22 protein-coding genes are annotated in these 21,143 nt (G+C 65.9%); 10 read left to right on the top strand and 12 right to left on the bottom strand.

Annotation, left to right across the window (positions count from 1 at the left end; translation table 11 throughout):
* Nucleotides 1–68: 68 nt before the first annotated feature.
* Nucleotides 69–290, bottom strand: a complete 222-nt coding sequence (locus tag AB4851_RS20435; RefSeq protein WP_414451236.1) for a hypothetical protein — start codon at nt 288–290, stop codon at nt 69–71.
* A 288-nt stretch (nt 291–578) separates the two neighbouring features.
* On the opposite strand from AB4851_RS20435, the gene AB4851_RS20430 reads away from it, so the two are divergent.
* Both AB4851_RS20430 and AB4851_RS20425 read left to right on the top strand, forming a co-directional pair.
* Nucleotides 579–1,211: a hypothetical protein gene (locus tag AB4851_RS20430; RefSeq protein WP_414451235.1), complete on the top strand. Its 633-nt coding sequence runs from the start codon at nt 579–581 to the stop codon at nt 1,209–1,211.
* Nucleotides 1,208–1,708, top strand: coding sequence for a hypothetical protein (locus AB4851_RS20425; RefSeq protein ID WP_414451234.1), 501 nt, complete (start codon nt 1,208–1,210; stop codon nt 1,706–1,708). The genes AB4851_RS20430 and AB4851_RS20425 overlap by 4 nt, the downstream gene beginning before the upstream one ends.
* A 108-nt stretch (nt 1,709–1,816) precedes the next feature.
* Here the strand turns inward: AB4851_RS20425 and AB4851_RS20420 are convergent, their stop codons facing one another.
* Together AB4851_RS20420 and AB4851_RS20415 are read right to left on the bottom strand one after the other, a co-directional pair.
* Entirely contained in the window at nt 1,817–3,145 is a 1,329-nt protein-coding gene (locus AB4851_RS20420) for an AAA-associated domain-containing protein (protein ID WP_414442773.1), read from the bottom strand.
* Nucleotides 3,146–3,167: 22 nt separating this feature from the next.
* On the bottom strand, nt 3,168–4,928 hold the full coding sequence (locus tag AB4851_RS20415; protein WP_414442774.1) for an ABC transporter permease: 1,761 nt from the start codon (nt 4,926–4,928) through the stop codon (nt 3,168–3,170).
* Between the two features lie 507 nt (nt 4,929–5,435).
* Here AB4851_RS20415 and AB4851_RS20410 point away from each other — a divergent pair.
* A complete protein-coding gene (locus AB4851_RS20410; RefSeq protein WP_414442775.1) occupies nt 5,436–5,702 on the top strand; it encodes a hypothetical protein in 267 nt (88 codons plus the stop codon).
* A gap of 163 nt (nt 5,703–5,865) precedes the next feature.
* On the opposite strand, the gene AB4851_RS20405 is transcribed toward AB4851_RS20410, so the two are convergent.
* Together AB4851_RS20405 and AB4851_RS20400 are read right to left on the bottom strand one after the other, a co-directional pair.
* On the bottom strand, nt 5,866–7,179 hold the full coding sequence (locus tag AB4851_RS20405; protein ID WP_414451233.1) for an ATP-binding protein: 1,314 nt from the start codon (nt 7,177–7,179) through the stop codon (nt 5,866–5,868).
* Nucleotides 7,163–7,888: a response regulator gene (locus AB4851_RS20400; RefSeq protein WP_414442777.1), complete on the bottom strand. Its 726-nt coding sequence runs from the start codon at nt 7,886–7,888 to the stop codon at nt 7,163–7,165. The genes AB4851_RS20405 and AB4851_RS20400 overlap by 17 nt, the downstream gene beginning before the upstream one ends.
* Before the next feature lie 232 nt (nt 7,889–8,120).
* Between AB4851_RS20400 and AB4851_RS20395 the strand changes: the two genes are divergently transcribed.
* From AB4851_RS20395 to AB4851_RS20370, 6 genes are all read left to right on the top strand, one after another.
* Nucleotides 8,121–8,681 carry a periplasmic heavy metal sensor gene (locus AB4851_RS20395; protein WP_414451232.1) on the top strand — a complete coding sequence of 187 codons (561 nt, stop codon included), beginning with the start codon at nt 8,121–8,123 and terminating at the stop codon, nt 8,679–8,681.
* Nucleotides 8,682–9,098: 417 nt separating this feature from the next.
* A complete protein-coding gene (locus AB4851_RS20390; RefSeq protein ID WP_414451231.1) occupies nt 9,099–9,875 on the top strand; it encodes an ABC transporter substrate-binding protein in 777 nt (258 codons plus the stop codon).
* 174 nt (nt 9,876–10,049) lie between these two features.
* The gene (locus AB4851_RS20385; RefSeq protein ID WP_414451230.1) at nt 10,050–10,739 is read left to right on the top strand and encodes an ABC transporter permease; all 690 of its coding nucleotides are present in this window, start codon (nt 10,050–10,052) and stop codon (nt 10,737–10,739) included.
* Nucleotides 10,736–11,449: an ABC transporter permease gene (locus AB4851_RS20380; RefSeq protein WP_414442781.1), complete on the top strand. Its 714-nt coding sequence runs from the start codon at nt 10,736–10,738 to the stop codon at nt 11,447–11,449. Before AB4851_RS20385 ends, AB4851_RS20380 begins: the two co-directional genes overlap by 4 nt.
* A gap of 17 nt (nt 11,450–11,466) precedes the next feature.
* Nucleotides 11,467–12,246 (top strand): ABC transporter ATP-binding protein, encoded by a 780-nt coding sequence (locus tag AB4851_RS20375; RefSeq protein WP_414451229.1) that lies wholly within the window; start codon nt 11,467–11,469, stop codon nt 12,244–12,246.
* A gap of 675 nt (nt 12,247–12,921) precedes the next feature.
* The gene (locus AB4851_RS20370; protein ID WP_414451228.1) at nt 12,922–14,016 is read left to right on the top strand and encodes a porin; all 1,095 of its coding nucleotides are present in this window, start codon (nt 12,922–12,924) and stop codon (nt 14,014–14,016) included.
* Nucleotides 14,017–14,234: 218 nt separating this feature from the next.
* On the opposite strand, the gene AB4851_RS20365 is transcribed toward AB4851_RS20370, so the two are convergent.
* Both AB4851_RS20365 and AB4851_RS20360 read right to left on the bottom strand, forming a co-directional pair.
* Complete coding sequence (locus AB4851_RS20365; protein WP_013699037.1) at nt 14,235–14,573, bottom strand: P-II family nitrogen regulator; 339 nt, start codon at nt 14,571–14,573, stop codon at nt 14,235–14,237.
* Nucleotides 14,574–14,627: 54 nt separating this feature from the next.
* Nucleotides 14,628–16,319 carry an NAD+ synthase gene (locus AB4851_RS20360; RefSeq protein ID WP_414451227.1) on the bottom strand — a complete coding sequence of 564 codons (1,692 nt, stop codon included), beginning with the start codon at nt 16,317–16,319 and terminating at the stop codon, nt 14,628–14,630.
* A gap of 108 nt (nt 16,320–16,427) precedes the next feature.
* Between AB4851_RS20360 and AB4851_RS20355 the strand changes: the two genes are divergently transcribed.
* Entirely contained in the window at nt 16,428–17,597 is a 1,170-nt protein-coding gene (locus AB4851_RS20355; RefSeq protein ID WP_414451226.1) for a GNAT family N-acetyltransferase, read from the top strand.
* A gap of 27 nt (nt 17,598–17,624) precedes the next feature.
* On the opposite strand, the gene AB4851_RS20350 is transcribed toward AB4851_RS20355, so the two are convergent.
* Genes AB4851_RS20350 through AB4851_RS20330 form a run of 5 tightly spaced genes read right to left on the bottom strand, consistent with a single transcriptional unit; the run spans nt 17,625 to nt 21,125 of the window.
* Entirely contained in the window at nt 17,625–18,296 is a 672-nt protein-coding gene (locus AB4851_RS20350; protein ID WP_414451225.1) for a hypothetical protein, read from the bottom strand.
* The gene (locus AB4851_RS20345) at nt 18,293–18,853 is read right to left on the bottom strand and encodes a hypothetical protein (RefSeq protein ID WP_414451224.1); all 561 of its coding nucleotides are present in this window, start codon (nt 18,851–18,853) and stop codon (nt 18,293–18,295) included. The genes AB4851_RS20350 and AB4851_RS20345 overlap by 4 nt, the downstream gene beginning before the upstream one ends.
* Nucleotides 18,854–18,862: 9 nt before the next feature.
* The gene (locus AB4851_RS20340) at nt 18,863–19,903 is read right to left on the bottom strand and encodes a hypothetical protein (protein WP_414451223.1); all 1,041 of its coding nucleotides are present in this window, start codon (nt 19,901–19,903) and stop codon (nt 18,863–18,865) included.
* Between the two features lie 41 nt (nt 19,904–19,944).
* Entirely contained in the window at nt 19,945–20,421 is a 477-nt protein-coding gene (locus tag AB4851_RS20335) for a hypothetical protein (protein WP_414451222.1), read from the bottom strand.
* 23 nt (nt 20,422–20,444) lie between these two features.
* Entirely contained in the window at nt 20,445–21,125 is a 681-nt protein-coding gene (locus AB4851_RS20330) for a pilus assembly protein (protein WP_414451221.1), read from the bottom strand.
* Nucleotides 21,126–21,143 lie beyond the last annotated feature (18 nt).

Below are 21,143 nucleotides of genomic sequence, written 5' to 3'. Positions count from 1 at the left end.
GGCATGCCTGGCGCGACGGGATAAACATTCGAATGGACGAAATGCCGGGCGCGACGCGCGTCGATCGTTCAGGCGTCCTGTTCGGAGCCGAGATCGCGCTGATAGTCGAGCCCTTCGGGACGCGCCCCACCCTGGTTGTGTTCGCCGTCCGCCGGGCCGTCGGATGCTTCGGGCGTCGTGTCCGACGGCGCCGGAGCGGGTTGGCTGGCCGGAACCTCGGCGCGGCGCAAGCCGTCGTCGTGATCGGGGCGGGAATGGCGCCGGGTTCGGCGCATGGCAGGGTGTCTCATCGAGCTGTAGGGCGTGTCGCCGTTGAAACAGTCAGTGAAAACCCAGTGTAGGCTGGCCCGATCCATGCGGAGGTAACAATTACCTTCAATTTGTAACGACGCGACCCTCACCGCGCGATTTGTAAGACACTATGCGCCGACCGGCGCCGCCATCGCTTTTGCCCGCTTTTGCAGAATCGCAAACGTTTGTCCATCTTTTGCAATCCGGGTCGGATACTTGCAAGACAATGGCGGCCGGTGCCGCGCCACCTGCGGGCGCGGCGCATTCCAGACAGGACCGCATCCAGCATGAATTCACGCATCGCCATGCCCGGGCAGCCGGCCCGTCGCGCCGCGCGCCGCTCGCTCGTCGCGCTCGTCGGCACAGCGCTGGCCTCCACGCTGCTTTCCGGCTGCAGTTCCCTATATAGCGAAGGCGCCACCACCGGCGCCGGTATCGCCGGCGCCGCCATCGCCAGCAAGGTCACCAACAATGCCGCCGTCGCCTCCGGCATCGGCCTCGGCGCCGTGGCCGCCGCGCGCGCCGGCGTGCAGTACACACAGCGTGTGGCCCACACCTATTCGCAAGACCAGATCGCCAACGCGGCCGGCCCGATCGACGTGGGCGGCGTGGCACGCTGGTCCACCAACCACTCGGTGCCGATCGAGGAAGACGAACACGGCCGCGTGACCGTCAGCCGCCTGATCAGCGTCGGCCCGCTCGACTGCAAGGAAATCGTGTTCTCGGTCGACACCGATCCCCCGCGCGAGCCGAAAACGGCGCAAGCGGGTGCCGCCGCATCGGGCGCCGCCGTGCCGGCCGCCGCCCCCACGCCGGAGCCGAGCAGCGCGTTCTACGTCGCGACGATCTGCCGTGACGGTCCGAAATGGAAATGGGCTTCGGCCGAACCGGCCACCGGGCGCTGGGGAGCGCTGCAATGATCCCGCTGCGCACCGCGGCGGTGGCTTGCGCGCTGGCGGCAGCCATCGCCACGCTGCCCGGCTGCGGCTCGGCCGGCGCGGCCAGCGGCGCGCTGGCCGGGGCGGCCACCGGGCTGGTCACGGCCAACCCGGCGATCGGGATCGGCGTCGGCATCGCCGTGCAGGCCGCCACCGACGAAGCCGTGAACCGCACCATGAAGCGTTTCCACGCCAACCAGCAAGCCGTGATCGCCACCACCGCGGGCGGCCTCGCGGTCGGTCAGGTCGCGCCGTGGAAGGTCAAGAACCGCCTGCCGATCGACAACGGCGAGGGCGAAGTGCGCGTGACGCGTGCGTTCTCCACGGCGCTCGCGCTCTGCAAGGAATTCGCGTTCTCGGTGAAGGACGGCGAGCACGCCGACTGGTATCTCGCCAGCGCCTGCGAAACGCCGCAAGGCGGCAGTTGGACCTGGGCCTCGGCCGAGCCGGCCGTCACGCGTTGGGGCGCGTTGCAGTAAGTGGCTGCAATCAGCGGCCGCAATCAGCGATCGTAGAAAAACAAATGCGCGCGGGTCGCAAGACCTCGCGCGCATCGCGCACTACTCGCCATCCGGCAACCACGTCGATCAGGACTCCACGTCCTCGAGGCTGAAGATCTCGGTCTGGTCGTTGTACGAGAAGATCTCGCCGTAACGGCCCCAGTCGATCACCGCGTCGAGCGTTTCCTCGGCCGCGCTGTCGGACAGGAAATCCTCCAGCTCCTGCTCGAAGCGCACGCGCGGCGCGCGATGGCCGGGACGCTCGTTGAGCACCTTCTTGATCCGCGCCGCGAGCGGCACGTGGCGCAGCAGGTGATCGGCGAACATCATCTTGCGTTCCTGCGTGCCGAACTCGGCGAACACGCGCGCCGGCGGCGTCAGGAACACGTCGCCCTCGCGCACGTCGGCGAAACCGAGGTGCTGCAGCACTTCGGCGATCGGGAACAGGTCGTCCACCTCCAGATGCAGCGAGCGCGCGATTTCGGGCATGTCGGCACGGCCGTGGTACGGCGCGGCGGCCAGCGTCTCGATCAGGCCGGCCATCAGGTTGGTCGACACGCGCGGCAGCCAGCTGTTGGCCTCCAGCCCCTTCTTGGTGGCCTCGCCGGTCTGGCGCGCCGTCATCTTCGCGTAGATGTCGTCCACCAGCTTGCGGAACGCCGGGTCCAGGCGGTTGCGCGGGTGCTTGAACGGCACCTTGATCTCGGCGATCACGCGGCCCGGGTTCGACGACAGCACCAGGATGCGGTCGCACATGAACACCGCTTCCTCGATGTTGTGCGTGACGATCAGCACCGACTTGATCGGCATGCGGCCCTGCGTCCACAAGTCGAGCAGGTCGGTACGCAGCGTTTCGGCGGTCAGCACGTCGAGCGCCGAGAACGGCTCGTCCATCAGCAGGATGGTCGGATCGACCACCAGCGCGCGCGCAAAGCCCACGCGCTGACGCATCCCGCCCGACAGCTCGCGCGGGTAGGCGTTCTCGAAGCCGTCCAGACCGATCAGATCGATCGCCGCCAGCGCGCGCTCGCGGCGATCGCGCGCGCCCACGCCGAGCGCTTCGAGGCCCGCTTCCACGTTTTGCAGCACGGTGAGCCACGGAAACAGCGCGAAGGTCTGGAACACCATCGCCACGCCCTCGGCCGGGCCGTCCAGCGGCTTGCCCAGATAGGTGACCTCACCGCCGGTCGGCTCGATCAGGCCGGCGATGATGCGCAACAACGTGGATTTGCCCGAGCCCGAACGGCCCAGCAGGCCGACGATCTCGCCTTCGCGCAGCGACAGGTTCGCGCCGTCGAGCACCAGCAGCTCGCCCTGGCTCTTGTTGAAGCCCCGGCTGACGTCCTTGACGTTCAGGATCTCGTCGCCGAGGCGCGGCGGCACGGGCGGCGTCGGGGCAGCATTCGGATTTTGCATCGCGTTTCGCTCTCAATGAGTCTCAGTCGAGCCGCAGCTTGGCTTCGGCATAGGCGTACAGCGGACGCCACAACAGGCGGTTGAACAGGGTCACGAACAGGGACATGACCGTGATGCCCATGATGATCTTCGGGTAGTCGCCCGCGGCGGTCATCTGCGAGATGTACGCGCCCAGCCCGTGCGCCTGGATCTTCGTGTCGCCCCACTGCACCAGCTCGGAGACGATGCTCGCGTTCCACGCGCCGCCCGAGGCGGTGATCGCGCCGGTCACGTAATACGGGAAGATGCCGGGCAGGATCGCCTGGCGCCACCATTGCCAGCCACGAATGCGGAAATTGGCGGCGGCCTCGCGATAGTCGTTCGGGTAGGACATCGCCCCGGCAATCACGTTGAAGAGGATATACCACTGGGTGCCGAGCACGATCAGCGGCGACAGCCAGATGTCCGGGTTCAGATGGAAGCGCGCGATGACGATCACGAACACCGGGAACAGCAGGTTGGCCGGGAACGCCGCGAGGAACTGCGCGATCGGCTGGACCTTCTCGGCCAGCGCCGGGCGCAGGCCGATCCAGACGCCGATCGGCACCCAGATCACCGAGGCCACCGCGATCAGCAGCACCACGCGCAGCAGCGTGGCGAGGCCGAGCAGGAACACGTGGCCGACTTCGCCCCAGGTCACGCCGGTCGCCACGAACGACACCACGCGCCAGATCACGTAGGCGGTGCCGATCAGCACCAGGATCGACCAGCCGATGTCGGCCGCGCGCGAAGCCCGGCGCTCGACGCGCGGCAGCGCGAAACGCGAGGCGTCGAACGACGGCAGCCGGAACGGAATGCGCGCCGTGCGGGCCAGCAGCCAGCCGGCCGGCACCAGCAACTGGTGAATCAGGCGGGTGCGGCGCACCAGGTCGAGCAGCCAGGATTCGGGCGCGTCGCCCGAGCTGGTGTTCTCCATGCGGAACTTGTCGGCCCAGGCCACCAGCGGGCGGAACAGGAACTGATCGTAGGCGAGGATCACCACCGTCATCGACAGGATCACCCAGCCGATCGCGGCCATGTTCTTCTCGGTGATCGCCTGCGCCAGGTACGAGCCGACGCCCGGCAGCGTGATGGTGTGGTTGCCGACCGTGATCGCCTCGGAGGCCACCACGAAGAACCAGCCGCCCGACATCGACATCATCATGTTCCAGACCAGGCCCGGCATCGAGAACGGCACCTCGAGCTTCCAGAAACGCTGCCAGGTGGTCAGGTGGAAGCTGCGCGAGACTTCGTCCAGGTCGCGCGGCACCGTGCGCAACGACTGGTAGAAGCTGAACGTCATGTTCCAGGCCTGGCTCGTGAAGATCGCGAAGATCGCGGCCAGCTCGGCGCCGGCCACGCGGCTCGGCACCAGCGCCAGGAAGAACGTGACCGTAAACGAGATATAGCCGAGCACCGGCACCGATTGCAGGATGTCGAGGATCGGCACCAGCACCATGCCGGCACGGCGGCTCTTGGCCGCCAGCGTGCCGTAGACAAGCGTGAAGACCAGCGAGGCGACCATCGCCGCCAGCATGCGCAGCGTGGTGCGCAACGCGTATTCGGGCAGGTTCGCCGGGTCGAGCGAGATTTTCTGGGTGGTCAGCGTGCCGATCGGCGCCATCGTTTCATGGAACCCGACGGCCGCCATCGCGATGACGCAGAGGATCAGCGGGAAGGCGATGAAATCCCAGCGATTCGGCAGCACGCGCCAAGCCGAGGCATTCGCGTTCGCGATCCGGTTCGGATTGAAACCAAAATCCATCAGGCACCCTCCCCGGCATGGCCGTGCTGAGCGAAATATGAGGCCATCATGCGTGCCCGGCCGGGCCGGCGCGCAAGTGCGGCGATTCTTTATGACCGACAAGCCGGGCGTGGGCTACCGCTGCCCCGCCCGCACACCACCTCGTGCCGGCGCCGTGCGGCACTCCCCACGGGCCGGACGCAACGACGGCAGACACTACACCACACCGAATGACAGGCACAAGCACGTGGCACGCAATGTGCGCACATCGCCCGGCAACGGCGGGCGAACCTCATGCAAATCGGCTGGAATGCGAGCTGACTGAAAGAAGCTGCAAGCGGGTTGCAACGTGTCGGGTGCGATGCAGGCCGAATTATGCCGTGATACGGGACGCGGGGAAACCCGCTCGGGCAAGGAAGCAACAGGCGTCACGTCGGCGGTTCGGCGCCCCGCTTCCGAGCGCGCGCGGCGAAGCAGGTATGATCGGGTTTGCTTCGCAAGATCGAACGTCACAAGCAGGAGGGCTGAATGGCAGGAAATCTGGTTATCGTATGCCGCGATCAGGACGCCGATGCGTTCTATACGCTGATGCAGGAATACGGCGCGTTCCAGGCGCGGCTGTCGTCCACCGCGTGGTATTTGAACATGAACATCGTGCCGGAATCGTTGCAGGACGAGATCCTGGAACGGCTCGGCAAGTACACCACGCTGTATATCTTCGAGGCGACCACCGTCACCTACAACACCATCGACAGCCACGCCGCCGAAACGCTCGGCACGCTGTTCGGCGAGTAGGCGCACGCGTGCGGCATCGGGGAGGCGGCCAGGCCGCTTGCCCGGCGCCGTGCCCCCGCACTCCGCGTTCCATTCCCGTTTGATCGATCCTGCCGCGTTGCGCGCCGCTCCCCGCGGCATTGCCGCCTGATTCGGCCGTACGCCCGCTTCCCGTCACGCCAAGTCAGGCGTCCGCCGGCTCCCGCTCCGGTTTCGGCATTGCGCCGAACGGAAACTCCATCGCCACCCGCAAGCCGCCCTGCTCCTGATTGCCGATCCGGCACTGGCCGCCCACGCGCTGCACGAGCCGCTCGACGATCGCGAGGCCGAGCCCGCTGTGGCCATTGCCGCCGCGCGCCGGATCGAGCCGCACGAACGGCCGCGTGGCGTCGGCGAGATCGCGCGGCGCGATGCCCTTGCCGTGATCGCTGACGGTCAGCAGGTAGCCTTCCGCGGTGCGTTCGGTGGCGATCCGCACGGGCGGCGCGCCGTAGGCGTGCGCGTTGTCGAGCAGGTTCGAGAGGATCCGGTCGAGCGTGGCGGTGGGCAGCCGGAAGCCCGGCCCGGCCGCCACCGCGATTTCCACCGGCGCCGCGTTGGGCGCGACCGCGCGATAGGTGCGCGCCATCCGCTCGCAGGCCTGATCGACCGCCACCACCTCGCTGCGATCGACGCCGCCGTGCGCGAACACCAGGAACTGATCGACGATGTGCGACATGGAATCCACGTCACGCACCACGCCGTCGCGCAAGCGCGCGTCGTCCATCATCTCGGCACGCAGGCGCATGCGCGCGAGCGGCGTGCGCAGATCGTGCGCCACGCCGGCCAGCATCACGGCCCGGTCGTTCTCGGCCCGCGACACCTGCTCCACCATCTGATTGAAGCCGCGCGTGAGCTGGCGCAGCTCGCGCGGCCCCTTCTCGCGCACCGGCGGCACCGGCATGCCACGGCCGAAACGGCCGACCGCGCGCGCCAGCGAACGCAGCGGCTGCTGAAGCTGCCAGGCCGCGAACAGCGCGGCCATCACGGCCGCCGCGAAGATCATGCCGAGCCACAGCAGCATGCGGTCGCGCGAACGGCGCGGGTGCAGCGGCTGCGCCGGCACCACGATCCAGTTCTTGTCGGTCGGCTCCTTGACCCACAGCATCGGCGGCTTGCCGGGCGGCCCGATGCGCACCACGGTGCCCGGCGTCATGTGTTCGCGCAGGTCCTCGATGAAGCGCCGCAGCGGCGGCGGCTTGTCCGGATCGTCCGGCGGCACGTCGGCGCTGTCGGACGGCACCAGCCGCACCCGCGACGGCAGCGGCAGGTCGGGCGTGCGCTCGACGTGCTGGCGCACGGCATCGACGAGGAACGCCGCTTCCTCCACGGCGTAACGCGTTTGGGTTTCGCTGCGGTCGAGCCGGATCGCCAGATACCAGGCGAAATGCGACAGCAGCAGGACGCCGACCACCAGCAGCGCGAGCCGCCCGAACAGCGAATCAATGGGTCTGCGCATGGGCCTCGCCGTTGGGCACGAACACGTAGCCGCGTCCGCGCACTGTCTGGATGAAGCGCGGCGTGGACGGATCGCTTTCGAGGATCCGCCGCAAACGCCAGACCTGCACGTCGATGCCGCGATCGGTGCCGTCGTATTCCGGGCCGTGCAGCAGTTCGAGCAGGCGCTCGCGCGTGAGCGTGCGCAGCGCGTTGTTGACGAAAATCTTCAGCAGCGCGAATTCGCTGCTCGACAGCGTGGCCGGCTTGCCGTCCACCGACAGCGTGCGCGCCTGGAAATCGAGCACGAAGCGGCCGAACGCATAAGGCTCGCGCTGTTCGGGGGCCGCCGCCGAAGGCGTGGCGCGCCGCCGGCGCAGCACCGCCTGGGCGCGCGCCAGCAACTCGCGCGGGTTGAACGGCTTGCCGAGGTAATCGTCGGCGCCGAGTTCGAGGCCGACGATGCGGTCCACGTCGTCGGCACGCGCCGTCAGCATGATCACGGGGATGTCGTCGCCGGCCGCGCGCAGTTGACGCAGCGCGGTCAGGCCGTCGACGCCCGGCATCATCAGGTCCAGCACGATCAGGTCGGGGCGTTCGCGCTCGAGGCGCTTTTCGAGCGAGGCGGCGTCGTGCAGCACCGACACCTCCATGCCCTGACGCACGAGGTAGTCGCGCAGCAAGTCGCGCAGTTCTTGGTCGTCGTCGACGATGAGGATCTGGGTAGTCATGGCGTGAAGTTTACCGTGCGGGTTGGGGAAGGCGGCTGAAACATCTTCGCGAATGGGTTACTGCGAATTACCGCGCAAGGCAGATGTAATGCCCGGTAAACGCGGGCAGGCCCGACGTAACACGGTGTCCGAGGCACTTGGCTACGCTGCGTCTTACCCGATGCGGAAACAGGCGGCGCCAGCCGGGCCGCCCCGCCGTGTCGACGATCCCATTCGACCAGGAGTCATCGCAATGTATAAGAAGACGTCCCGCGTGGCTATCGCAGCCGCCTCCGTTCTGGCCCTCGCCTTCGGCGCCGCCGCTTACGCGGCCGACTCGGCACCGCCGCCCGACGCGCCGCACGGCGGCCCGGGCATGCATCATCACGGCCACCACGGCGGCCCGCTGGAAGTGTTCAAGCGTCTGCACGCGCAACTGAAGCTGACGCCGGCGCAGGAACAGCAATACCAGGCGGCCGAGGCCACCACCCGGCAGAACCGCGACGCGATGCGCAAGAACTTCGAGCAGTCGCGCACGCAGTTCGACGCCGCGCAAAGCCAGTCGATCCTCGATCTCGACGCGATGCAGGCCGCGCGCGAGCAGGTGTTCCAGCAGAACGCCCAACTGCACCAGCAGACCGAAAAAGCCTGGCTGGCCTTCTACGACGGCCTGACCGACCCGCAGAAGACGCAGGTCAGCACGGCGCTGAAGGCCGATTTCGCCAAGATGAAGGCGCGCCACGAGAAGATGAAGGCGCACTGGGCGAATCGCCATGCAGCGAAGGCCGCCGCCGCTTCGGCACCGGCGCAGTAAGTCGATGGCATCCGGCCGGGGTCGAAGCGGCCCCGGTCGAACCCGAAAACGGGGCGATCCGCTTGCGCGGTCGCCCCGTTTCGTTGTTTTTGCGCGTCCCGCGCATGCGCCGGCAGGTGGACGGCCATGTTCGCGCATTGCCCGGCCTACGGGCGGCATCGTCCGCCATTGCGGCCGATTCGCGCCGCCATCCGCTCCGCCGCACCGGCCCCCGCGCCGCCTTCCGGCACCCCGGCAAACTCCCGAGCACCGATTCGACCTTGCTCGCCGCCGGCTCGGGTAAAATACCGCGCTTTTGGCCGGCCGGGCCTTGCCCGACCGCGCGCCGAAGCCGCCGTGACCGAATTTTGGCTGTCTAGAATACGGCCGGCGCGCGACCGGCAGCAGCCGGCCTGTCAGCGTCGCAAGAGGAAACAGATGAACAAGCTCGCCCTGTGCGCAGCGCTCGCCCTGATGGCGGGCAGCGCCTTCGCGAAGGAATGGAAGACGGTCCGCATCGGCGTCGACGCCAGCTACCCGCCGTTCGAATCGGTCGCGCAGAACGGCGACATCGTCGGCTTCGACGTGGACCTGACCAGGGAAATCTGCACGCGCATCGCGGTGCGCTGCAAGTGGGTTGCGCAGGATCTCGACGGCATCATCCCGGCCTTGAAGGCACGCAAGTTCGACATCATCGTGTCGTCGCTGACCGTGACCGACAAGCGCCGCGAGCAGATCGACTTCTCGGACAAGCTGTACGACGCGCCCGCGCGGATGATCGCCAAGGCCGGTTCGCCGCTGCGGCCGAGCGTGGCGTCGCTGAAGGGCAAGCGGGTCGGCGTCGAGCAGGGGTCCACGCAGGAAACTTACGCGAAGACCTATTGGGAAACGCAAGGCGTGACGATCGTGCCGTACCAGAACCAGGATCAGGTCTACACCGATCTCGGGACGGGCCGGCTCGACGCCGCGCTGCAGGACGAATTGCAGGCCGACTACGGCTTTCTGCGCACGGCGCGCGGCAAGGACTTTGCGTGGGCCGGCCCCGAAGTGAAGGATCCGAAGACGATCGGTGACGGCACCGCGATCGGCCTGCGCAAGGAGGACACGGATCTGAAGGCGAAGATCAACGCCGCCCTCGCCGCGATGCACCAGGACGGGACGTACGACAGGCTGTCGCACCAGTACTTCTCGTTCAGCGTGTATTCGGCGAAGTAACCACGTTTCGGCCGGAGCGGCCGCCGCGCTACCCAGCACGGCCCGCCCGGTACGAGGAAGTCGAAAGCCGCCCGGCGGAATCACCGGGCAGCCCGACACACAAGCACGGGGCGCGCCGCCAACCTGCGGCACGCGTCTTTCGCGGCGCACACGATGCGCCGTCAAGGACCTCATATGTTTCTTTCCGGCTACGGCCCGCTGATACTCTCGGGCACCTGGCAGACCGTCAAGCTGGCGGTGCTGTCGCTGGCGCTGTCGTTCGTGCTCGGGCTGCTCGGCGCGGGCGCCAAGCTCTCGCGCAACCGCATCTCGCACGGCATCGGCACGCTCTACACCACGCTGATCCGCGGCGTGCCCGACCTGGTGCTGATGCTGCTGCTGTTCTACAGCATCCAGATCTGGCTGAACCAGTTCACCGACCTGATGAACTGGGATCAGATCGACATCGACCCGTTCGCGGCCGGCGTCCTGGTGCTCGGCTTCATCTACGGCGCCTACTTCACCGAAACCTTCCGCGCCGCGTTCCTCTCGGTGCCGCGCGGCCAGCTCGAAGCGGGCGCGGCCTACGGCATGTCGAGCTGGCAGGTGTTCACGCGGGTGATGTTTCCGCAGATGATGCGCTTCGCGCTGCCCGGCATCGGCAACAACTGGCAGGTGCTCGTCAAATCCACCGCGCTGGTCTCGATCATCGGCCTGGCCGACGTCGTCAAGGCGTCGCAGGACGCGGGCAAGGGCACGCTGCGTTTCTTCTTCTTCACGCTGCTCGCGGGGGCGATCTACCTCGCGATCACGACGATCTCGAACTTCGTGCTGATGTGGCTGGAAAAGCGCTACTCCGCCGGCGTCCGCAAGGCTGACCTATGATCGAACTGATTCAGGAATACTGGCGCAACTACCTGTATACCGACGGGTATCGCTTCACGGGCGTGACCATCACGCTGTGGCTGCTGGTGGTGTCGATCGCGCTGGGCTTCTGCCTGTCGGTGCCGCTCGCCTGCGCGCGCGTGTCGAAGCGCAAGTGGCTGTCGGGCTCGGTGTGGCTCTATACGTACATCTTCCGCGGCACGCCGCTCTACGTGCAGTTGCTGCTCTGCTACACGGGCCTCTACAGCCTGCATGTGGTACGCGACACGGCCATGCTCAACGCGTTCTTCCGCGACGGCATGCACTGCACGCTGCTCGCGTTCACGCTGAACACCTGCGCGTACACCACCGAGATCTTCGCCGGCGCGATCAAGGCGACCAACTACGGCGAGATCGAGGCCGCGCGTGCGTACGGCATGTCGACCTTCACGCTGTACCGCCGCGTGATCCTGCCGTCGGCGCTGCGCCGCGCGCTGCCGCTGTACAGCAACGAAGTGATCCTGATGCTGCACGCGACCACCGTGGCCTTCACCGCCACCGTGCCCGACATCCTCAAGATCGCGCGCGACGTCAATTCGGCCACCTACATGTCCTTCCACGCGTTCGGCATCGCCGCGCTCCTCTATCTCGCGATCTCGTTCACGCTGGTGTGGCTGTTCCGCTGCGCCGAGCGACGCTGGCTCGCCTACCTGCGCCCGCAAGGCAAATAAAGGCGCGAGGACTCCTGATGAATTCCAAGATGCACAAGCTTTTCGTCGACGATCTCCACAAGCAGTACGGCAGCAACGAAGTCCTGAAGGGCGTTTCGCTGAAGGCGCATGCCGGCGACGTGATCAGCGTGATCGGCTCGTCCGGCTCGGGCAAGAGCACGATGCTGCGCTGTATCAATTTCCTCGAGCAGCCGAACGCCGGCCGCATCTTCGTCGACGGCGAAGAGGTACGCACCGCCCAGGACAAGGGCGGCGCGCTGAAGGCCGCCGACACCAAGCAGTTGCAGCGCGTGCGCACCAAGCTCGCGATGGTGTTCCAGCACTTCAACCTCTGGTCGCACATGAACGTGCTGGAAAACGTCATGGAAGCGCCGGTCAACGTGCTCGGGCTGTCGAAGCGCGAGGCCGAGCAGCGCGCCCGCGAATATCTCGAGAAGGTGGGCTTGCAGCCGCGCGTCGAGAAGCAATACCCGTCGCACCTGTCGGGCGGCCAGCAGCAGCGCGTGGCGATCGCCCGCGCGCTCGCGATGCATCCCGACGTCATGCTGTTCGACGAGCCGACCTCGGCGCTCGACCCGGAACTGGTGGGCGAAGTGCTGAAGGTCATGCAGAAGCTGGCCGAGGAAGGCCGCACCATGATCGTGGTCACGCACGAAATGGGCTTCGCGCGCAACGTGTCGAACCACGTGATGTTCCTGCACCAGGGCCGCGTGGAAGAAGAAGGCGCACCGGCCGAGGTATTCGGCAATACCCGCAGCGAACGTCTCAAGCAGTTCCTGTCCGGCAGCCTCAAGTAAGTTCTTTCCCCGAGCACCCGCTCACGCCGGCATCGCGCGCGACACGCTTCGCGCCGCGCTGCCGGCGCTCCCCGCCTCACTCGCCTCCCCTGCGCCTCGTTCGCTTCACGTTGCCCGCGCACGTTCGCTTGCCGCCAACGTGAATCCGTGCACTCGTTTATTAAAAACAACTAAACATTTTCGTGCCGCGCATGAAATCGTCGTCATTTCTTTACGGATAGCTAACGATTCCTGGTCCTGATCGAATTACGCCCGCCGTATTCGGGCGTCAATAGTGGCAATCCTTGACCCCCCTCCCGGAAATCCATGAACGCCTTATCCGGCAAGGACTTGTCTTATTTTTTGGCACCGTTTAGGCGGTGTCCCGGGCAGCGTTTATTGCAATTTGGCGACATCAGCTAGTCAAACAACGATTTTCGTCGCCACCAAAGTGTATTTTTGCTAAATTAGTAACCAAAGTAGCAAAACGAAAGTCGTGAAATGTAGTTTAGCTTCATGACAACAGGAGACCCCGGCTTTGCCCAACCGGCAAAACGGCCTGCAAAGAGGTTAGTCCGCACGCCAGGCAGTGCCTATCCGGCATCGCACGCGGTCTCTCTGGTTATCCCATGTTGACCGGATGCATCCCAAACATCCGGCATGTGCGCAGTTGGTGGGTTGACTTTTTGACAGGGTATGGAGGAGATGATGAAGAAAGCATTGCTCGCGGCAGCACTGATGACTGCCGGAGTGGCGGCGCATGCGCAAAGCAGCGTGACGCTGTACGGTCGTCTGGATGCAGGGCTCGAATACCTGAACGGCGGCCAAGCCGGTCACACGGTCCGCGCGGAAAGCGGCGACTGGGGCACCAGCCTCTGGGGTATCAAGGGCACCGAAGATATCGGCGGCGGCAACAAGGTGGTGTTCCACCTCGAAGGCGCATTCAACACCATGAACGGCAACATGGGCACCAGCGGCACGATCTGGGATCGTTTTGCGACGGTCGGGATCTCGAACGACGCGTACGGTACGCTGCTGTTGGGTCGCGAACTCGCGATCGCCAACGGCGTGTGGGACTTCGATCCGTTCGGCCAGTCGAACTGGTCGACGGCATCGCTGGTGCGCGGTCGTAACTGGAACAAGACCAGCAACAACATTTCGTACCAATCGCCGAACATCTACGGCTTCGACGCTTACGGCGTGTACTCGCTGTCGAACCAATCGACCTTCAACGGCGGCTCCGGCGCACCCGGCAGCCAAGGCCGCAGCGATGGCCTGCAGGTGACCTACACGAACTCGCTGTTCCAGATTCGTGGCCTGTTCGACGAAACGCGTGATGGCGTCAACGGCAAGTTCGACGACGTGTTCAACAACTCGCGTGAATACTTCATCGGCGCGAACGTGTTCCTCGGCGCCTTCAAGCTGCAAGCGGCCTATCAGACGTCGCATGCGGACAGCGCCGGCCCGGCAGGCAACGCCGGCATCACGTCGACGCAACAGGCTTGGGGCGGTGTGACGTGGCAAGCGACGCCGGCAGCGGCGATCATCGCGGCGGTGTACCACGTGAACGCGAACAACGGCGGCGGCAACGCGACGATCTACACGATCGGCGGCTCGTACAACCTGTCGAAGCGCACCTTGCTCGACATCCAGGCTGCCACGCTGCGCAACAGCAAGACGGCCAACTTCGGCCTGAACGCGAACCCGTCGGGCACGGCAGTGGCAACCGGCAACCCGCATCCGGGCGGCTCGCAAACGGGTGTCTACGCCGGCATTCAGCACCTGTTCTGATCGCCGGCGCCTGACGGCGTCCAGCGATATACCAAGATCCTCAGTTTCACGCTGCTGCGAGAGGCGCGTATCGGTGCGGTACCCCAACGGGTATCGCACCGTTTTTTATTGGCGCGCCGGGCTTCACTTCGCGCATGCCGCCGAGACGGACACAAAAACGCCAACGGCCCGGATCACCGGGCCGTTGGCGTTTTGCGTGACGACAGCGCAGGCGGCGCTCAGACCGCCGCTTCGTTTTCCTCGCCGGTGCGGATGCGGATCACGCGCTCCACGTCGGACACGAAGATCTTGCCGTCGCCGATCTTGCCGGTGCGCGCGGCGCCGATCACGGCGTCGATCACCTGGTCGACCTGATCGGCCGCGACCACCACTTCGATCTTCATCTTCGGCAGGAAATCGACCACGTACTCGGCGCCGCGATACAGCTCGGTATGGCCTTTCTGGCGGCCGAAGCCCTTCACTTCCGTCACGGTGAGGCCGGTCAGGCCGACTTCGGCCAGCGCCTCGCGCACTTCGTCGAGCTTGAACGGTTTGATGATGGCGGTAATGCGTTTCATGATGATGCTCCGGATAAGGGGACGACTGAGACGGATTCTACGCGCGGCGCCCCGTCAGTCGATACGCTCGTTGAAGCGCGACGTGATCGGATAGCGCCAGTCGCGGCCGAAAGCCCGGTGCGTGACGCGAATGCCGATCGGCGCCTGGCGCCGCTTGTATTCGTTGATCTTGATGAGGCGCGTGACGCGCAGCACGTCCGCCTCGTCGTAGCCGGCCGCGACGATCTGCGCGAGCGGCCGGTCTTCCTCCATGTACATGCGCATGATGGCATCGAGCGCGTCGTACGGCGGCAGGCTGTCCTGGTCGGTCTGGTTCTCGCGCAGTTCCGCCGACGGCGCGCGCGTGAGAATCCGCTCCGGGATCACGTCGGTCTTGCCGAACTCGGCCGCGCCGTTGCGGTAATGACAGAGACGATAAACGAGTGTCTTGGCGATGTCCTTGATCACGGCGAAACCGCCGGCCATGTCGCCATACAACGTGCAGTAGCCGACCGCCATCTCGCTCTTGTTGCCGGTGGTCAGCACGATCGAGCCGAACTTGTTCGACAGCGCCATCAGCAGCGTGCCGCGGATGCGCGCCTGGATGTTCTCCTCGGTGGCGTCCTCGTCGCGGCCGGCGAAATCGGCGGCCAGCGCGCCGCGGAACGCGTCGAACATCGGCGCGATGGCGATCTCGTCGTAGCGCACGCCCACCCGGCGCGCCATCTCGGCCGCATCCGTGGTGGAGATGTCGGCCGTGTAGCGCGACGGCATCATCACGGCGCGCACGCGCTGCGCGCCGAGCGCGTCGCAGGCCACCGCCAGCACCAGCGCCGAATCGACGCCGCCCGACAGGCCGATCAGCACGCCCGGAAAGCCGTTCTTGCCGATGTAGTCGCGCACGCCGAGCACCAGCGCGCGATAGACCTGCGCCTCGGTGGACAGCCCCGGCGCGATCTCGGCCGTGGCGGCCACGGGTCGCGCGCCGTCGAATTCGACGATCGCGTGCCCTTCCTCGAACTGCGCCATGCGCGCGACCAGTTCGCCCGCGCCGTCGAGCACGAACGAGCCGCCATCGAACACGAGTTCGTCCTGGCCGCCGACCAGGTTCACATAGACCATCGGCAGGCCCGTCTCGCGAATGCGCGCGCGCAGGATGTCGACGCGCACCGCGTCCTTGTTCATGTGATACGGCGAGCCGTTCGGCACCAGCAGCACCTCGGCGCCCGCCGCCTTGGCCAGTTGCGAGGCCGCCGCATGCCAGGCGTCCTCGCAGATCACCACGCCGAACTTCGTGCCGTTCAATTCGAATACGCACGGTTGCGGATCGCTCGCGAAGTAACGCTTCTCGTCGAACACCTCGGTGTTCGGCAGTTCGTGCTTGCGATAGGTGGCGCGGATTTCGCCGCCTGCGATGAGCGACGCGGCGTTCCAGGTATCGACCGGATTGACGCCGCGCTCGATCGGACGGTTTGCATTACCATCGGCGCTGGCGGTGCGCAGCGGATGGCCGACCAGCACGGCCAGGCCGTCGAGCGGCGCGAGGCGCGCGGCCAGTTCCGCGAGCGCCTCGGCGGCCGCCACGTAGAACGCGGGCCGCAGCAGCAGGTCTTCCGGGGGATAGCCCGACAGCGCCAGTTCCGGCGCGACCAGCAAATGCGCACCATCCTTGTGCGCGGCGCGGGCGGCATCGACGATCCGGGCGACGTTACCGGCGAAATCGCCGACGGTGACGTTGAGTTGGGCGAGAGCGATACGGGTTTTCATGACGGGAACTGCGCGGCCTCACGGGCCGCGTGACAGGCGCCTTGCCGGCGCATCACCGGCGCACCGCGCGCAAACGCGCGCACGCCGAACGAAACGGATGTCAGACGGTTGAAACACGAACGCAACGATTATCGCATGGGGCTCCTGCGCTCTCCGCTCGAAACGGACGCGGCCGAATGGAACGCCCTGCTCGAGCGACAGGCGCACCCGACGCCGTTCCTGCGCCATGAATTCCTGGCCGCGCTGCACGCTACCGGCTGCGCCGTCGACGAATCGGGCTGGGCGCCGAACTTCCTGACCCTGACCGACGAGGCGAGCGGCGCGCTGGTGGCGGCAGCGCCCGTCTACGCCAAGCATCATTCGTATGGCGAGTATGTATTCGACTGGGCCTGGGCCGACGCCTACCAGCGCAACGACATCCCGTACTACCCGAAGCTGCTGTGCGCCGTGCCGTTCACGCCGGTGCAAGGCACGCGCCTGATCGCCGCCAATGACGCCGCGCGCCGCCAGCTCGCCGCCACGCTGGTGGCGCTGGCCGAGCAGAGCGAGGTGTCGTCGCTGCATGTGCTGTTTCCCACCGCGGACGAAGCCACGCTGCTGGCCGAGATGGGCATGATGCTGCGCGAGGGCGTGCAGTTCCACTGGCTCAACCAGGGCTACCGGCACTTCGACGATTTCCTCGCCACGCTCGAACAGAAAAAGCGCAAGAACATCCGCGCCGAGCGGCGCAAGGTGGCCGAAGCCGGCGTCACGTTCCGGCGCGTGCGCGGCGAGGACGCCACCGACGACGACTGGCGCTTCTTCTCGCGCTGCTACCGGCAAACCTACCGCGAGCATCATTCGAGCCCGTACCTGAATCTCGACTTCTTCCGCCGCATCGGCGAGACGATGCCCGAGAACCTGCTGCTCGTGATCGCCGAAGCCGACGGCCGGCCGATCGCCAGCGCGCTGGCCGTGTACCGGCGCGATCCGGCCGGCGGCGGCACGCTGTACGGCCGCTATTGGGGCGCGCTCGAACATGTGCCGTGCCTGCACTTCGAAACGGCCTATTACCAGTTGCTCGAATTCTGCATCGACGAAAAGCTGACGGCCTTCGAGGGCGGTGCGCAAGGCGAGCACAAGCTCGCGCGCGGCTTCATGCCGACGGTCACGCACTCGGCGCACTGGCTCGCGCATCCGGCGTTCGCCGATGCCGTGGGCGAATTTCTCAAGCGCGAGACGGGTCAGATCCACGCCTACGTCGACGAACTGCGCGAGCACAACCCGTTCAAGGCCTGATCGCGCATCGATTGCGCGACGAAGCCGCTACCGGTCGGGCTGCGCCCCGCGACAGGCTGGACGGCCGGGCACCGCCACGACCGCGCCCGTCAGCAGGCGCGGCACGTCCGGATACACGTTGAATGCATCGACGCGCCGATCGTCCACCTCGGCCCCTTCCACGCGATAGTGCACATTGCCCGTCGCGGTCAGCCGCGCGCCGGACGCTTCGCACGTCACGGCGATCCCCTCGCGGGGGGACGGCGGCAATTGGCGAACGATGTTGCTGAACGCGAGATTGGCGACCACGGCGGCGGACGGCTTGGCGCGATCGCCGCCGAGCAGCTTGACGACCGGTTTGACCTCCAGCCGATAGACGGTTTCGGTCTCGACCGGATGCAGCACCTTGAGCTTGATGGTTTTCGTCTGCCCCGGCGCGAGGCTCATCTGAAACGGATAGGCATACAACGCCGGCCGGGCCGCGTCGCCGACCGGCTCGAGGCGCTCGTCCTCCTGCGGCGCGCCGGGATTGAGCAGGCGCGACAGCGTCACGCTGACGTATTCGGCGCGATTGCCGTTGTTGACGACCGTGATCGACGTCACGCCGCTGCGCACCGTCGCGTCTTTCGGACCGACGTCGATCGTCGCGGCCGCCGATATCGGCACGGCCATCGCCGCCACGCCGGCGGCGCAACGCCGTGCAATCGACATGCGCTTCATGGTGAAATCTCCCGCTCCGTGATGACCGGCTCGAACGTTATCGACAGCACCCCGCTGTAGGTGCCCGAGGTGCGCTTGAAATCCCCGGCTGGCGGCAGTGCCGCCACATCCAGAACGTAATGGCCTTCCGAATCCTCGCCCGCTTCCGCGGGCGCCGGGTTCCGGAATGCCGCGCTTCGATCGATCGTCAACGGCTTCGGTGCGCCGCCTTCCATGCCGAGCGTGACTTTGGGCGTTCGAAATGCCAGCGCGGGATTCGATTGATGCCGGATGGTCAGCGGTGCATCGAGACGAACCTGAAACGTGCCGCTGCTCGATACGATCTTCAGGCGGGCCTGCGCCTCGAACGGCGTATCCCAGCCGCCGACCTGCTTCATCTCGAGCCCCTGATCGAACCAGCCCCCCTTGTCGTCCGTCACGAACAGGTTGTTCGGCCGCGCGACATGCGCGGTCACCTTGCTGGTGGTTTTTCCGCTCAGGGTCACCGACTGCGCGCACGCCATGGCAGGCAGCATCGATCCGATAAGCAGCCCGGTCCGCCAGATGGTCTTTTTCACGGATCTTCCTCAGGGTTGGGTGACGACCGTGAAGGTCAGCACGTCGCTGTAGTCGCCATCCTTCACCTTGTTGTCGACCGTTGTTTTGAATGTCGGCACAAAGCAGGTTTTGCCGGACGGGTCCATCGTCAGCGCAACGTCCGACGAATTCGGCAAGGGAAACGAAGTGGCGCCGGACAACGCAAGGTCGTAAGGAACGTACTGCGAGGCATCGCTCATGTTCTTGAGCCGATATCGATTGCCGACGACACCATTGGCATTGCTTGCATTGACGATGAAGCGCCTGCCCTTGACCGACGCCCCGGAATACGTGAAGCAAAGCTGGTTGGCCACTTCGGGAAAGGTTTTTTCCGAATCGCCTCGCGGCAATTCGCCGAGGTTCCAGTCCGGGGCCGTCATGCCGATCTTGATGTCCAGCGGGCCCGCGATGTCCGGGGTGTTTACGATTTCGCAGACCCCTGAATCGTCACCCAGTCTTATGTACGCAGCGCCGGATACTTCGGCGACGTCACCGCGATTCGTGGCATTTCCCGCCCTGACGGAAATGGCCGGCCAAGACGAAATAAGATTGCCATTCAAAGAAATCTCGAAATGGGCCACGAAATCTTCGGAGTCCACCCAACCAATGAAATTGGCCTCCGAATAATGAAGAACATATTTATCACGCAAAAAATACGCACGATTATTGGTACTATTATTTAACAGAATCTTCCGAACCAAAGTCGTAATCGGCTTCGCGACACCATTTTCATCATAGGAATACACCAGCAGACCTCGCGATCTGAATTTCGCACCCGCCGGAATTCCGGACCGCACTCCCTTGAAATGAACATCGACGAAAACCGTGGCATCGCCGCCGCCATGATCAACCCAACGGCATCCGCTATAACCGCTTGCCACATCGAGCAACGCCAGATCGGCGGCTTGCGCGCTACCCGTTAGCAGCAAGGCCAGCAGCGCAACCCCGATCGACGCTCCGCGACATCCTGTTTTCCCCACCATTCGAATCACCTTGAACTTCGAAGCAAAATCCGCCACGCCTGAACGCAACAACAGCTGCGGCTAACGCACGCACAACGCCACTCGGCGAGTCAGGGAGCCGATTTCGCTTCGCGACCTGGATGGTCGCCACCCTGCAATTGATAAATCACCACGCCATATCCGATGCTGACGAACAGCGGCGCGGCCGTATCGCCGTCCCGGCCGCCGTCGACGACAATGCGCTCCCGAGGCCGGAACGTGACGCGCCACACTTGCGTGCGCTGCGGCACCGCGAGCGCTTTCAGCACGATCCCGTATCGTTGTCCCGGCGCGAGCGCGAGCCGCCCGGGCAGCACCAGCAAGCTGGGCCGCGGCACCTCCTCGACCGGTTCGAGCCGCTCGGGAACTTGCCCCGGATTGGCGACCCGTTGCTGCGTCACGTCGAGATACAGCGGCGAATCGCCGGTGTTTTCGACCCACAGCGGGCTGGCGGTGCCGTCCGGCTTCACGGTCAGTTCGGTCCGGGACAATTTCAGCGCGCCGGCCGCCGAACACGTCACGCACCACGACACCGCCAGGGTGCCCACCGCCCAACGCACCCTGCGCTTCGTCACGGACATGTCAGCGTGACCGGCTCGTCGTCGTCCTTCAAGGTCAGCCGATGCGTTGCGAAATGCTGCGGCGTGCCCGGAAACATGGCGACGCTTTGCGCGGGCTTCGCCGTATCGTCCACCACGTCGGTCAGGACCTTGCGGACGTTGCCCGTGTTCTCCAGCGTCAGCCCGCCGCCTTCGCAGCGATGCGTCCAGCCCGAACGTTGCCTGCCCGGCGCCGGCATGTGCCGCACCAGCACGCCATAGCCGATCGCCACCGACATCGGCGCGGAAATCTTGTCCTGCGGCGCGCCATCGACGTGCAGCGCCCTGACGGGCACGACGTACAGCCGGTAGAGTTCCTCGTTCTCGGGCTCCATCAACGACTTCAGCACGATCGAGCGCGTCTGGCTCGGCCCGAGCGTCAGCTTGTCCGGGCTCGCGAGCATCCCGGGGCTGTCGAGGTCGCCAAGCGCGACCTTCGTCTCCGGCGTCATGCCCGGGTTGGTGACTTTTTCCACCGAGATATTGAGATACAACGGCGCATCGCCCAGGTTCTTGACGGTCACATGCCGTTCGTGGGCATTGAACACCTTCGTGGTGGCGGGCAGCACCATCAGCTCGCCCTCCGCCCGTGCGCCCTGGCTCATGCACAGCGCGAGCGCCATGCAGCATGCGGTGGATGCGATTCGCAGCATCGGTTTCATCGGCTTGCC

Source organism: Burkholderia sp. 22PA0099 (genome assembly GCF_047497165.1).
Taxonomy (GTDB): domain Bacteria; phylum Pseudomonadota; class Gammaproteobacteria; order Burkholderiales; family Burkholderiaceae; genus Burkholderia.
This window is presented reverse-complemented; position numbering and strand designations above follow the sequence as displayed.